Below are 12,994 nucleotides of genomic sequence, written 5' to 3'. Positions count from 1 at the left end.
TTCCGCCTTGACATATATCAAATCCGCATGAGACGATCTTGTTCATACACAACGCGCATGTAGGCGTAAATGGAAACACGAGATCTACAGGCCTTTCTTGCTGTTGCTGCCAGTGGCAGCATCACCAAGGCTGCCGAGATGCTCGGGTGTTCCCAGCCTTCGGTGACACGCACCATTCAGGATCTCGAGGCGGAGCTCGGCTTCGAATTGCTGCACCGTGTCGGTCGGCGGGTGCAGTTGTCCGAGGAGGGTGTGGCCTTCGAGGAGGAGGCGCGGCGCTTGCTGATGTCCTTCACCGAGCTAGCGGCGCGGGCCAAGATGATTGCCGCCGGCAAAGGTCGGATTCTGCAAATCGTTGCGACCTCTGCGATCGGAACTGGCTTGATCCCGACGGCTATGGCCGAGCTCAACGGTGTCGAGCTTCCAGACGAGACGCATCTCGGGCAGTTTCTCCCCTCGATCGTCGCGCAGGAAGTGCGCAGCGGACGTGCCGAGATCGGGTTTTCGAGCCTGCCGCTCGATACGCCCGGTCTGGATGTCCTGAGGCTCTATTCGGCGCCTGATGTTGCTGCCGTGCGGGAGGACGATCCGCTGGCTGAACTTGACGTCATACCGCTTTCCGCTTTTGCCGGTCGCCGCGTCGCCACATTGCTCAACCCCCTACGTTTCCAGTTGCATGTCTCCAAGGCATTGGCGGCCAGGGGCATCGACACCGGGCCAGTGATCCGGACGAATACAGCATATGGCGCGTTGCAGATCGTTCGGCGGACTGGCGTTGCGGCTGTCATCGATCCTCTCACCGCCTATGGCGTGGCCCTGCCTGGGGTCGTCATTCGCCCGATCGACGTGACCGTTCTTTTCTATTGGGGCGTTGTGGCTGCCGAGAAACGCCCCCTCCGTCCAGTCGCGCAGGCGTTGATGGATGCGGTCGAGGCGGTGGCTGAACGGTCGATCGTCGGCTTCAAGAAACTAGATCCGACCCTCGCTGGCCAATTGGTGAACGATCCTGCATCCGGCACAAATCACGGAACGGGAATATGAAGCATACCCCCGCCGCGCCAACGTCGACAGGTCTTGCTGCGCTCGAAGCACAGTTCGCGCAGGATCTCGACTTTCTCGAACTGCCCGCCAAGCCATGGGTTCCCGCGCGTTCGCGCGATGGCGTGCCGGTCCGTGATGTCGTGGTGATCGGCGCCGGCATGTGCGGACTTGCTGCCACGGCAAAGCTGGTACTGACCGGGATAACCAATGTCGTGGCCTATGATGCGGCTAGGGCCGGGCTCGAAGGACCATGGGTAACGTTTGCCCGCATGCAAACGCTCCGGTCGCCGAAAACCCTGCACGGTCCGTCGCTTGGCCTGCCGCAATTGACGTTCCGCGCCTGGTTCACGGCGCAATGGGGCGTTGAGGCCTGGCGGTCGCTGGACAAAATCCCCAAGGGCCAGTGGATGGACTACCTGGTCTGGTACCGCAAGGTTCTCGGTCTGCCGGTGCGCAACAGCGTGCGCATGACCGGACTGGCACCCGTTGGAGATCTGATTGCGATCGATGTCGAGGGCGCGGAAACCGGCCAGGTCCTCACCCGTCGTCTCGTTCTGGCCACCGGTCGGTCCGGTTTGGGCGGTTTTGCCGTGCCCGATTTCCTCAGCGGCATCGATCGTGCCTATTGGGCCCATTCTGCCGACGACATCGATTTCGATGCGCTGAAAGGCAAGCGCGTGGCGGTGATCGGTGCCGGTGCCTCTTCCATGGATAATGCCGCAACGGCACTCGAGGCGGGAGTCGGCTCTGTTGACATGTTGATCCGGCGCAAGGAAATGCCGCGCATTAACAAGCTGACCGGCATTGGCAGCCCGGGTGTTGTACTCGGCATGCATCACTTGCCCGATGCCTGGAAGTGGAAATTCTTCGATTATACCGCCTCGACCCAGACACCGCCGCCGCGTTCATCGACACTCCGCGTGTCTCGCCACCCCAATGCTCGGTTCCTTCTTGACTGCGGCATAGTTGCGGTGAAGGAGGAGGCAGGGACCCTGCTGGTGGAAACCACGCAGGGGCCGATTCGCTACGACTTCCTGATCGCGGCAACCGGCTTTTCAAATGACTTCAGCGGCCGCCCGGAATTTGCGGCGATCGCCCCACATATCCGCACCTGGTCGGATGGCCGATATAGGCCGGATATGGGGCAGGCTCGTGCAGGCATGTCGGACGCGCCGGATCTCGGTCCCGCCTTCGAGTTTCGCGAACGCGTCCCCGGCTCCTGCCCGATGCTGGCGCATATCCACTGCTTCAACGACGCCGCCATGCTGACCCACGGCAAGGTCTCCGGCGACATCCCAGCCGTCAGCGCCGGGGCCGACCGTCTGGTCCGCGGCATTGCCGCATCGCTGTTTGCCGAAGATGTCGAAACCCACTTCGCCAATCTGATCGCTTACGACATCCCGGAACTTCTGGGGGACGAATGGGTCGATTCAACGTTGCATAAGGAGGCCGCACTGTGATCGACGCCATGGATAAGGCCGCGGGGATTTCCCCGGACGATGCTCTTTTCACCGCGCGTCGGTTTCGGCCCGAATTCGTTCAAGGGGCGGAGGAATGTCGCCTCTCAGTCCTACAGCCGGCAAACGATCAGGGGCTAGCGCCGAATTTGAGGGTTGCTCTGGCCCATCGCATGGCCGCTCTGAATGCTGATCCAGTCCTGATGGCCGAATATGATGTGCAACTGGCTCAGCTTGGTTCGACGGAGCAGCTTCTGGCCTTGGCCCGCGGGGAAAAGGATCTGGAGGAACCGTTGGCGACCATCGCCAGGCATGTCGACCTGATCACGCTGACACCGAAAAGGGCGGAGGCGAGCCACATCGCCCTGCTCGCCAAAGCCGGGTTGAACAATCCGCAGATCGTCGCGCTCTCCGAACTGATTGCCTTCATCAACTTCCAGACGCGGGTGGCGACGGGCTTAAGACTGATGAGGTCGGCATGATTTCCTCGGTGCGCCTGAAGCCGCTGAACTGGCAGCCATACATCGCGCCGGTCGAGCTATCCGAGGCCACGCCGGAACAGCTCAATGCGATGAAGGTTACACCCTCCGCCAAGAAAGTTTCGGAATATGTACGGACCCTTGTGCATGATCCGGAAAGCTATCTTGCCCGCACCATCTTGTTCAACGCGATCATGTACGTCGAGGGTGGGCTCGCCCGTCCCGATCGCGAGCTTGGCGCCTTGGGCGCCTCGATGGTCAATGGTTGCAAATTCTGTGCCGTTGTTCACGCCCGCCGACATGCGGAGTTGACCAAGAGCGACGATGTGGTCACCGCGCTGTACCTCGACGAACCCGAAAAGCTTGGGCCGCGCGATGCGGCAATCTACAGCTTTGCCCGCCGGCTGTCGGCGGCGCCTTCGGAAGCGACCGCAGACGATATCGCCACGCTGCGATCCGTCGGCATGAATGATGCCGAGATCATCGACCTTATCCACGCCATCTCGATCTTCGGCTGGGCAAACCGGCTGATGCACGTTCTCGGCCATGCGGAGACCGGGAAATGACATTGCGTATCATCACCACGCCCAGGCGTCTCCAATCAGAGCCAGCTGAACTGGTGGCTCATAAGGATAAGAGGGAACCAATGCAGATGAGTTCTTGGCTGCTCCGCAATCATTCAGCTGTTCTGGCTGTTTGTCCCTCCTCTAGGAAATGAAGGACACCAATCAGAAATGCTCGAACTCAAAGATATAAAACTGTCCTACGGAAGCACGCAGGTCCTGAACGGCGTTAATCTTTCGGTGAAACGCGGAGATGTGGTGTCGATTATCGGGCCTAGCGGCACCGGTAAGACCACGCTGCTGAAGTGCATCAACTACCTGGCCAAGCCGTCATCCGGGACCATCGGGTTCGATCAAATCCAGATGGATTACCAGCATGCCGACAAGACCGCGGTCCAGGCGATACGGTTGCGAACAGCCATGGTCTTCCAGCAGTTCAACGTCTTCAAGAACATGACGGTGATTCAGAACGTTATGGATCCGCTCGTTGTGGTGCAGCGCAAATCCAGGGAAGAAGCGCAGGAAATCGCCCAACGGGAGCTTGAGCGGGTTGGCCTCTCCTCGAAGCGAGACAGCTACCCATCCCAGCTCTCGGGCGGTCAGCTCCAGCGTACCGGTATTGCACGTGCGTTGGCAGTTCGTCCGGATGTGATCCTCTTCGATGAGCCCACGTCATCGCTGGATCCTGAACTTGTTGGCGAAGTTCTGAAGGTGATTAGAGACGTCACGTCCTCTGGCATCACTTCGCTGCTTGTGACCCACGAGATGCAATTTGCAAAAAGCATCTCAAACCGCATCGTCTTCATGGATCGGGGCGTCGTTGCCGCCGATGGCAGTCCGGCTGAGATCTTCGATGCACCTTCCAGCCCAAGACTTGCTCAATTCCTGCAGTCAGAACTCGCATTTCAATAGTCCAACAAGAAGGGAACCAAGAAATGTCTGCTATCAAATCCAATTTTTCCCGTCGCTATGCCTTGGCTGTCGCTGGCAGCATCGCAATTGCCCTTGCAACCGCAGGGATCAGCTATGGTCAGACCGTTCGCACGATCAAGATCGCGACGTCTGCCGAATCCAAGCCGCTGGCATGGGGCGCGATCGGCGTCGAGCCGCAAGGCTATGAGCCCGATCTTCTGAGAGCGATCAACGCAAAGCTCCCGCAGTACAAGTTTGAGATGGAAGGTGTTTCGGATATCGCGCAGGAAACCGGCCTCGCCACGGGCAAGTACGACATCGCGGTCGGTGGCTACTACAAGTCGCCTGAGCGCGCCAAGCAGTTCTTCATTCCGGAAAACCCCATGGGCGCCAGCCTGATGAAGATCTACAGCAAAAAAGGCAGCGGCATAAAGGAAATGAAGGACTTGGTCGGCAAGAGGATCGTTCCGACCACGGCCGGCGGTGGAACATACAAGTTCATCATGAATTGGCAAAAAGAAAATCCACAATACAAGCTTGAAGTAACGGCATCTAGCGCCGGTATTCCCTATCCGAACCGCCTGGACGAAGTTCAGTATGGCAAATTCGACGCGCTTGTCTTGCCGTCTAATCTCGGTGAGCAGACCGTCATCGAGGAAAAGAAGCTCGATATTGTGGCGTCCGATCCGGTCTTCAGCAACAACACCTACATGCTGATTCACAGGTCGGACGAAAACAAGGTTTTAGCCGACGACGTGAACAAGGTTCTCAAGGAATTAAAAGACGATGGCACGATCGAAAAACTCTCGCAGAAATGGTTCGGCGAGGACATCGTCAAATACATGAAGTAACAGGACCTTTCGCCACACTATAGCGATAGCCAGCGGTAAGGCTGAATTGAAAGAAGGAGCGTTTCAAAGTGGATGTTTCTGCTATGATTCCCGAGCTGCTCTCGGCGTTGCCGCTGACGCTCGCCATTACCTTTACGGCCATGGTCGTCGGCTTTTGCTTGGCTCTCGTCGCGACAACACTCCGGGTTCGGAGGATACCGGTAATCAGTCATCTGACTGACCTCTACGTGTCCTATGCCCGGAGTGTTCCCGTCGTCCTGCAGTTGTTCGTCGCGTTCTATGGGCTGCCCTTGTTGGTGATCCTGTTCGGCGCCAAGGATTTTATTTCTGCAACGATCGCTGCGATGGTGGGGCTGAGCCTCTATCATGGAGGGTATCTGTCGGAAGTCATGCGACCTGCATACCTGGCCGTCGATCGCGGCCAGCATGATGCGGCCGACAGTCTGGGATATACCTTCCGCCAGAAAATCACCCGCGTCGTTGGCCCGCAAGCGGTGCACTTCGCATTGCCGGGCTATGGAAACTCCATCATCTACCTGATCCATAACGTTGCGCTGGTCATGTACATCGGGGCTGCGGACGTGATGGCGACCGCGCACTTGATCATGGAGCGCGACTATAACCAGTACCAGTTCGAAACGTACCTCGTGCTGGCGGTTATCTATTCGCTGATGTGCCTTGTCGCGTGGCTCGTCGTGCGCTTCTTCGAGCTCCGCTCCCCGATGCAAGCGCCAGAGACAACGACAACAGCTCAGATCAAGAACGCGGCCGTCGCGAGCGTGTGACGTAACGAGGGTATTCGACCATGTTTGATACCGACATTTTGCTCCAAGACTCGCGGGAAATTCTGGGCGCCGTACCCGTAACGCTTGCCATGGCGTTCACGATTTTCGTCCTGTCGACGATCGTCGGCAGCCTTTTTGCGCTCGTCGAACATAGGCGGATCCCCGTGCTGCGAGAGCTCATCATGGCCTACAAGGTCGTCTTCAAGGGCGTTCCGATGGTGATCGTGATTTTCCTCGCCTATTTCGGTCTGCCCCCGGCACTCCAGTTCCTGCTCTCGTTGCTCGGGATCAACTTCAACGCCCACGAAACGCCCAACTGGGTAATCCTTGTCATTGCAGTCACCGGTTGTGTTGCGGCGTTCCAAGCGGAGATCATCAAAGGAGCCCTCAACGCCTTCGATACCGGTCAGTCGGACGCCGCCCATTCGCTGGGCTATACAAGCGGCCAACTGTTCCGACGGATCCTATTTCCCCAGGTGGCCCTCACCGCAATTCCAGACCTGACAACCTCGATGATGGTGATCATGAAGGCGCTTTCCCTCGGGTTCGCCATCGAGGTTGTCGACATCTTCGCCCAGTCCCAGTTGACCGCCGCGCTGAATTACTACTACCTCGAAGCGTTCGTGATTGCCGTCGTGATCTACATGGTGATTGCCTATATCGTCACACAGATCGCCGACAGACTGGAGCAAGCCCTTAGGGTGCGGACGTGAGGGCAAGCATGTGGCACAGGATAGCCAAGCTTCGGATATCGAGCCGCCCCTGGGAGGCAATTCTTTTGGGGATGAAAAGCTTGAGGCGAACCTCAAATAGCCGATGTAGGTACTGGTGATTTGACGCGATTCCGTGGATAGCGGTCCTCCGCCATCACCATCCCGCCCGACGACGCTACGATGTGCATGCTCGGACGGGTGGTCGGAATCGAACCGACACTCCTTTCGGAACTGGATTTTGAATCCTGCGCGTCTAGCAGTTTCACCACACCCGCAAGGTGCTATCTCATTGACCTCTTAACGCTCTCATACTGCACCTAGGTAGAAAGTGGCAGTTTGAGAATTAGGCGGCCGTCAACTCCTAACCTATTGAACTCTAATCCTATTGCCCTGCGTGCTGAAGCTAGACGCATCCTGATTTTGAGCGGCCAGTTGACGGCCGTCCAAAATGATTATTAAGTTCGGTCATAGAACGAATTAATCGGAGCTGCTGTTGAACGACTTGCCGCGCATTTCTCGTCAGTTCTCGCAGCGCTCCGTCATGGAGGCGATCGTGCAAGGCGGGCCGATCTCGCGCGCTTCAATCGCAAAGCAGACCGGCTTGTCCAAGCAGACAATCTCCGAGATCGTCAGGACACTCGAGCAGGAAGGCTGGGTGCAGGAGACAGGGCGCACGCGCGGACATGTCGGACGCACGGCTGTCACTTACGAACTCGTATTTGACGCGGCCTACATCGCGGCTGTCGACCTCGGCGGCGCCAAAGTCCGGGTCGCCCTCACCGATCTTGCCTGCCAGATATTCGCGGAGGAAACGGCGCCGACCGATCCTCGGGGCGGACAGTTCATCGTCGACCAGATCGTGGACCTAGCGCTTCAGGCGGCCGAGAGGCACCGAATCTCGCGCACAAAGATAAGGCTGGCGGTGATTGGTGTTCCGGGTGCACCCGACAAGAAGACGGGCCGCGTCCTGCTTGCCCCGAATATTGCCGGCTTTGGCACGATGAATGTCGTTCGAGCTTTCGAGAACGCATTTGGGTTTCATGTGGTGATCGAGAACGATGTCAACCTGGCGGTGCTCGGCGAGAACTGGCAGGGGTGCGGCCGCGGTATCGACAATCTCGCCTTCATAGCGCTGGGTACCGGTATCGGCAGCGGCCTCATGGTTGGAGGCAATCTGGTGCGGGGCGCCAGCAATGCAGCCGGCGAGATGGGCTTTTTGCCGATTGGCGCCGATCCTTTCGCGCCGACATCGTTGTGCGCCGGCGCTTTCGAGCGCGTGGTCGCAACCAACGCCATGGTTGAACGCTACGCAGCGCTGACGGGCAACATCGTCAACGTGCCGACGATTTTCCACAGTGCATTGGCCGGAGACAGGCATGCCGCGACGGTGCTCGACGAAACCGCGCGCTACCTCGCGCAAGGCATTGTGGCCATAGCGGCAATTGCCAATCCGCAAAAGGTCGTCCTGGGCGGCTCGATCGGGCTGCGGCCGGAAATCCTGTTGCGCGTTAGGGACCTGCTGCCGCGCTGCTTCCCCTATCCTATCGCCGTTGAGGCCAGCGAACTCGGGTCGCGGGCAGCGCTCATCGGCGCTGCCGCCATCGGGCTCGGCCAGTTGCACAACACACTGTTCGGCGTCGACGCGCCCGACGGACGCATTTCGCTTCCCCCAGCCAGTTCGGCCGTGCTGCGCGAGGCCACGCTATGACCGCCTCAAAGGACATCACCGCCCGCTTGCGCGCCGCCCTCGATTGCGACGCAGCGGTGGAGTTTCTGCAGGGGGCAATCGGCCGCGAAAGCATAACCGGTCACGAAGAAAACTTTGTCGCCTTCCTTGAAGACCGGATGCGCGTGCTTGGCTTGAGCGAAATTCGGCGTGCGGAATTCGCGCCCGGCCGGCCCAATGTCTGGGGTGAGCGCAAAGGTGCCGGCGCGGGCAAGCGGCTGCTCTTCATCGGCCACACCGATACGGTTCATGTCGAGGGCTGGCGCGAGCACTGGGCTGGTACCGCCATGCAGGATCCGTTTGCCGCGCCAATGGTCGACGGACAGATCTGGGGCCGCGGCGCCGGCGACCTCAAGGCCGGCATCTGCTCCGCGCTGTCGGCACTCTCTCTGCTCGACACAGCCGACATCCAACTGGCCAGCGACGTTGCCTTTGCCTTCGTCGGCGACGAGGAGAGCGGCCAGCCTGGAACCGGCGTTTCCGCCGGCATCAAGGACTTCGTCGGCCGCATTGAGAGAGGCGAAGTCTTGGCGCCCGATTTCGTCGTCTATGTGGAGCCTACCCGCCTTTCGGTTTATCCGGCCCAAATTGGCTTCTTCATTACCGACATCACCATCACCGGACGATCGGCCTATTTCGGCGTACCCGAACTCGGCAAGGATGCCTTGCGTGCAAGCCACGCCGTCATGAGCGCGCTGTGGAAGCATTCGGAAGATGTTGCAACAAGAGCCGAGCACCCGCTGATTGGGCGTGGCTTCCTGCTGATCACCGGGCTTGCGGGCGGAGGCTACATCGCGGTGCCCGAACGCTGCACGTTGTCGCTGATCCGCAAGCTGTTGCCCGGCGAGTCGCTGGACGAGGCCGCCGCCGAAATCGAGGCAGTGGTGCGCGGCGCCATCACCGATCCCGAAATCATATTGGCGTTCGCCTATCCGGCAGGCCGCGATCATCCGCTCGGGGGTAACGCCGCCGAGATTGCACCTGACAGGCCGGAGGTCGGCGCTCTTGCTGCCGCCATGGCCCGATCGATGGCTGGTCGCGGCACCATCGAAGGCGCGCCATTCTGGTCAGAGTCATCATTTTTCACCAACCGGCTCGGCATCCCCGCCGTGTACTGCGCGCCAGGCGACATTCGCAACTGCCACACCTTCGACGAACACGTCGATGTCGAGGAATATCTGGCGGGCGTCGTAGGCTTCGCCCGGTTCATGGTGGAGTATTGCGGCGTTACGGAATGAAGGACAACTGAGAGCGAAAATGGGAGAACTACCATGCTGATAGACAGACTTGTTGCTACAGCACTTGCAGGCAGCCTTATGCTGTTGGCCGGCGGAGCCGGCGCACAGACAGTGGGACCAAGCGGCGAGACGGCGACACCCAGCGCCGAGGTTAGATTGTCGGACGCAGACCTGGCCGCAGTAAAGGAGAAGGGCTACAAGGCCGCGCTGCTGTGGCACACCTCCTCAGACTTCACCAATGCGGTCACGTCCGGTGCCAAGGATGAATTTGCCCGTGCCGGCATTCAAATCGTCGCCACCACCGACGCGGGCTTTGACGCCGCGCGCCAGCGCAGCGACATCGAAACCGCGCTCGCGGCGAAGCCAAACGTCATCCTGTCGCTGCCCCTCGATCCGGTCACTTCGGCCGAGGCGTTCCGTCAGGCGCTCACCGACGGCACCAAGCTGGTATTCCTTTCCAATCTGCCGAAAGGCTACAAGCACGGAACCGACTATGCCGCCATCGTCACTGACGACCTGTTCCAGATGGGCAAGCAGGCGGCCGATGCACTGGCCAAGGCGCTCGATGGCAAGGGCAAGGTCGGCTACATCTTCCACGACGCCAGTTACTATGTGACGAACCAGCGCGACCAGGCTTTCAAGACAACGATCGAGAAGGATTATCCCGGTATCAAGATCGTCGCCGAGCAGGGAATCTCCGATCCGGCGCGGGCAGAAGAGCTGGCCAGCGCCATGCTCGTGCAGCATCCCGACCTTGACGGCATCTACGTCACCTGGGCCGAACCGGCCGACGGCGTGCTGTCGGCCTTGCGGGCAAGCGGAAACACCAAGACCAAGATCGTTACGCTCGACCTCGCCGAACCGGTTGCGCTCGATATGGTCAAGGGCGGCAACGTGACCGCACTGGTGGCCGACAAGGCGTATGAGCTCGGTCGCGCCATGGCCGCTGTCGGCGTCAAGGCGCTGCTCGGCCAGGAGACGCCGGCCTTCGTCGTTGCCCCGGCGCTTACCGTGACCAAGCAGAACGTTGCGCAGGGCTGGAAGGACTCGTTGAACCGCGACGCGCCGCAATCGGTGCTCGACGCGGCCAAGTGACAGGCGAATGCCCGGCGGCCAATCAGGGCCGCCGACACCATAAAAGCAAGGGGAACTGACATGCGCACAGCAATTGGAATGTTGTCGGCACTGGTAGCGCTCGTCGCCGCCAACGCCTTCGCAGCCGAGGGCACCACCACGGGACCGAACGGGGAAAAGCCGACGCCGGCAAAGAGCGTCGTGCTCACACCAGCTGAGGAGCAGCAGATCAAGGACGGCAAATACACCGCCGCGCTGGTCTGGCATGAGATGAGCGAATACACCAACGCGGTGAACAGCGGCGCCCAGGACGAGTTGAAGCGGCTCGGCATCAGGGTGGTCGCTCAGACCGACGCTGGCTTTGATGCAGCCCGGCAGAAATCCGACGTCGAGACAGTACTCGCCAAAAAGCCCTCGATCATACTGTCCCTACCGGTCGATCCCGCAAGTGCGGCCACCGTCTATGATCCTGCGCGCCAGGCCGGCGTGAAATTGGGATTCGTCGACAATTCGCCGGCAGGCTACGTTCAGGACAAGGACTATGTGACCATCGTTTCGGACGACCTTTTCCAGATGGGCAACAAGGCCGGGATCGCAATGGCCGACGCGCTCGGCAAGCAGGGCAAGGTCGGCTACATCTTTCACGATGCCGATTTCTACGTCACCAACCAGCGCGATGGAGCATTCAAGCACATGATCGAGCAGGACTATCCGGACATGAAGATCGTGGCCGAGGCCGGAATGGCCGACCCCGCGCGCAGCGAGGAAATCGCGCAGGCGATGATCACACAGCACCCAGACCTCGACGGTATCTACGTTACCTGGGCTGAGCCGGCGCTTAGCGTGCTGTCCACATTGCGGGCGGCCGGCAACAGCCACACCAAAATCGTCACGCTCGACCTGAACGAACCGGCGGCATTGGACATGGTGAAAGGCGGCAACGTTGCGGCACTCATCGCAGACGAAGCCTACGACATCGGCGTGACGCTGGCACGCGCCACGGCCGCCTCGTTGATCGGCAAGAAGGCCGCGCCGTTCATCGTGGTCGATTCCCTCGCCGTCACCAAGGACACTGTCGAGGACGGGTGGAAGCGGTCCCTCAACAAGGACGTGCCCGCGACCGTCGCGGCCGCCATGAAGTAGCGGCAGACAATGGCGCCCCGCCGGAGGAAGTGAGAATGTCGAGTATCAACACCAGCCCCGGCCGGGCAGCGAGCTTGGTCAGCCGCTTCAACCTGCAGCAATATGTCGTCTATCTCGGATTTCTGGCAATCTTCCTGTTCTTCGCGATCGTACTGAAGGACAGCGGTTTTCTGACGGTCCGCAATCTATCGAACATCGTGCTGCAGACGGCACCCGTGACGATCATGGCGATCGGCCTCGTCTTTGTCATGTCGGCGGGCGAGATTGATCTTTCGATAGGTTCGATCGTTGCCGTGGCAGCCCTTGCCGCCGCGGTGGCGATAAACGCCTACGGCTTGTTGGCCGGGGTGCTGGCCGGCCTCGGCGCCGGCCTGCTGATCGGCCTGCTCAACGGCGCCCTCGTGGCTTACGTCAAGTTGCCTTCATTCCTGGTGACGCTGGCGACGCTCGGGCTGTTTGCCGGCGTATCTCGCTCGATGACCGATTTGCGGTCGATCCCGGTCACCAACGACGCCTTCACCGGCTTCTTCGGCTCAGGTTCTTTGCTGGGTGTTCCGTCGTTGATCTGGTGGACGGTCATTGCCGTTGCGATCGCGCATCTCATCTTTCGCGAGACGCGCTTCGGCGCCCATGTGCTGGCCACCGGCGACAACAGCCGTGCCGCCAGTGTTTCCGGCATCAGCGTGGCGCAGATAAGGCTGGCCGTTCTGACCATAAGCGGCGGGCTCGCCGGCCTTGCCGGGCTGCTCTATGCCGGCCGCCTGCAGGCCGCGAAATATACGCTCGGCGAAACCGACCTTATGACGGTGATAGCGGCCGTCATTGTCGGCGGAACCCTGCTTAACGGCGGCAAGGGATCGATTGTCGGTGCGCTGGTCGGCTCGCTGATGATGGGCATGCTGAACAACGGCCTCATCCTGATGGGCCTGTCCGTCTCCGACCAGATGATCGTGCGCGGCTTGATCATTCTTGCGGCCGTCGCCGTATCGCTGCGCGAAAAGTCACGTTGAAG

At 60.1% G+C, this 12,994-nt stretch carries 13 protein-coding genes and 1 tRNA gene; 13 read left to right on the top strand and 1 reads right to left on the bottom strand.

The features are described 5' to 3' along the window. The first annotated feature begins 69 nt into the window (after window positions 1-69). From NKI18_RS16810 to NKI18_RS16775, 8 genes are all read left to right on the top strand, one after another. The gene (locus tag NKI18_RS16810) at window positions 70-1,041 is read left to right on the top strand and encodes a LysR family transcriptional regulator (RefSeq protein ID WP_023679362.1); all 972 of its coding nucleotides are present in this window, start codon (window positions 70-72) and stop codon (window positions 1,039-1,041) included. Continuing rightward, a complete protein-coding gene (locus NKI18_RS16805; protein ID WP_353020060.1) occupies window positions 1,038-2,501 on the top strand; it encodes an NAD(P)-binding domain-containing protein in 1,464 nt (487 codons plus the stop codon). The genes NKI18_RS16810 and NKI18_RS16805 overlap by 4 nt, the downstream gene beginning before the upstream one ends. Then, entirely contained in the window at window positions 2,498-2,980 is a 483-nt protein-coding gene (locus NKI18_RS16800; protein ID WP_352622741.1) for a CMD domain-containing protein, read from the top strand. Before NKI18_RS16805 ends, NKI18_RS16800 begins: the two co-directional genes overlap by 4 nt. Continuing rightward, window positions 2,977-3,543, top strand: a complete 567-nt coding sequence (locus tag NKI18_RS16795; protein ID WP_023679365.1) for a peroxidase-related enzyme — start codon at window positions 2,977-2,979, stop codon at window positions 3,541-3,543. Before NKI18_RS16800 ends, NKI18_RS16795 begins: the two co-directional genes overlap by 4 nt. A 168-nt stretch (window positions 3,544-3,711) precedes the next feature. After that, window positions 3,712-4,452, top strand: a complete 741-nt coding sequence (locus NKI18_RS16790; RefSeq protein WP_023679366.1) for an amino acid ABC transporter ATP-binding protein — start codon at window positions 3,712-3,714, stop codon at window positions 4,450-4,452. A gap of 23 nt (window positions 4,453-4,475) precedes the next feature. Beyond that, complete coding sequence (locus tag NKI18_RS16785; protein WP_353020058.1) at window positions 4,476-5,303, top strand: transporter substrate-binding domain-containing protein; 828 nt, start codon at window positions 4,476-4,478, stop codon at window positions 5,301-5,303. Window positions 5,304-5,371: 68 nt separating this feature from the next. Next, window positions 5,372-6,088: an amino acid ABC transporter permease gene (locus tag NKI18_RS16780; RefSeq protein ID WP_023679367.1), complete on the top strand. Its 717-nt coding sequence runs from the start codon at window positions 5,372-5,374 to the stop codon at window positions 6,086-6,088. Window positions 6,089-6,108: 20 nt separating this feature from the next. After that, on the top strand, window positions 6,109-6,801 hold the full coding sequence (locus tag NKI18_RS16775; protein ID WP_023679368.1) for an amino acid ABC transporter permease: 693 nt from the start codon (window positions 6,109-6,111) through the stop codon (window positions 6,799-6,801). Window positions 6,802-6,994: 193 nt separating this feature from the next. On the opposite strand, the gene NKI18_RS16770 is transcribed toward NKI18_RS16775, so the two are convergent. Continuing rightward, a tRNA-Leu gene (locus tag NKI18_RS16770) sits at window positions 6,995-7,076 on the bottom strand. 218 nt (window positions 7,077-7,294) lie between these two features. Between NKI18_RS16770 and NKI18_RS16765 the strand changes: the two genes are divergently transcribed. The 5 genes from NKI18_RS16765 to NKI18_RS16745 are packed head-to-tail and all read left to right on the top strand — an operon-like array spanning window position 7,295 to window position 12,992. Next, window positions 7,295-8,509: an ROK family transcriptional regulator gene (locus tag NKI18_RS16765; RefSeq protein WP_352621943.1), complete on the top strand. Its 1,215-nt coding sequence runs from the start codon at window positions 7,295-7,297 to the stop codon at window positions 8,507-8,509. Continuing rightward, on the top strand, window positions 8,506-9,765 hold the full coding sequence (locus tag NKI18_RS16760; RefSeq protein ID WP_352621945.1) for a M20 family metallopeptidase: 1,260 nt from the start codon (window positions 8,506-8,508) through the stop codon (window positions 9,763-9,765). Before NKI18_RS16765 ends, NKI18_RS16760 begins: the two co-directional genes overlap by 4 nt. A 33-nt stretch (window positions 9,766-9,798) precedes the next feature. Then, window positions 9,799-10,860 carry a substrate-binding domain-containing protein gene (locus NKI18_RS16755; protein ID WP_352621947.1) on the top strand — a complete coding sequence of 354 codons (1,062 nt, stop codon included), beginning with the start codon at window positions 9,799-9,801 and terminating at the stop codon, window positions 10,858-10,860. A 60-nt stretch (window positions 10,861-10,920) separates the two neighbouring features. Next, window positions 10,921-11,982, top strand: coding sequence for a substrate-binding domain-containing protein (locus tag NKI18_RS16750; RefSeq protein ID WP_352621949.1), 1,062 nt, complete (start codon window positions 10,921-10,923; stop codon window positions 11,980-11,982). 35 nt (window positions 11,983-12,017) lie between these two features. Beyond that, window positions 12,018-12,992: an ABC transporter permease gene (locus NKI18_RS16745; RefSeq protein ID WP_352621950.1), complete on the top strand. Its 975-nt coding sequence runs from the start codon at window positions 12,018-12,020 to the stop codon at window positions 12,990-12,992. The last annotated feature ends 2 nt before the right edge of the window (window positions 12,993-12,994 follow it).

The sequence above is a fragment of the Mesorhizobium sp. M0800 genome, assembly GCF_040320095.1.
In the GTDB taxonomy this organism is placed as follows: domain Bacteria; phylum Pseudomonadota; class Alphaproteobacteria; order Rhizobiales; family Rhizobiaceae; genus Mesorhizobium.
This window is presented reverse-complemented; position numbering and strand designations above follow the sequence as displayed.

Bases quoted from the DNA above. Each gene is read 5' to 3' on its own strand.
- NKI18_RS16750 (WP_352621949.1), top strand. From the start codon at position 10,921: ATGCGCACAGCAATTGGAATGTTGTCGGCACTGGTAGCGCTCGTCGCC.
- NKI18_RS16745 (WP_352621950.1), top strand. From the start codon at position 12,018: ATGTCGAGTATCAACACCAGCCCCGGCCGGGCAGCGAGCTTGGTCAGC.
- NKI18_RS16790 (WP_023679366.1), top strand. From the start codon at position 3,712: ATGCTCGAACTCAAAGATATAAAACTGTCCTACGGAAGCACGCAGGTC.
- NKI18_RS16810 (WP_023679362.1), top strand. From the start codon at position 70: ATGGAAACACGAGATCTACAGGCCTTTCTTGCTGTTGCTGCCAGTGGC.
- NKI18_RS16785 (WP_353020058.1), top strand. From the start codon at position 4,476: ATGTCTGCTATCAAATCCAATTTTTCCCGTCGCTATGCCTTGGCTGTC.
- NKI18_RS16760 (WP_352621945.1), top strand. From the start codon at position 8,506: ATGACCGCCTCAAAGGACATCACCGCCCGCTTGCGCGCCGCCCTCGAT.
- NKI18_RS16755 (WP_352621947.1), top strand. From the start codon at position 9,799: ATGCTGATAGACAGACTTGTTGCTACAGCACTTGCAGGCAGCCTTATG.
- NKI18_RS16805 (WP_353020060.1), top strand. From the start codon at position 1,038: ATGAAGCATACCCCCGCCGCGCCAACGTCGACAGGTCTTGCTGCGCTC.
- NKI18_RS16795 (WP_023679365.1), top strand. From the start codon at position 2,977: ATGATTTCCTCGGTGCGCCTGAAGCCGCTGAACTGGCAGCCATACATC.
- NKI18_RS16775 (WP_023679368.1), top strand. From the start codon at position 6,109: ATGTTTGATACCGACATTTTGCTCCAAGACTCGCGGGAAATTCTGGGC.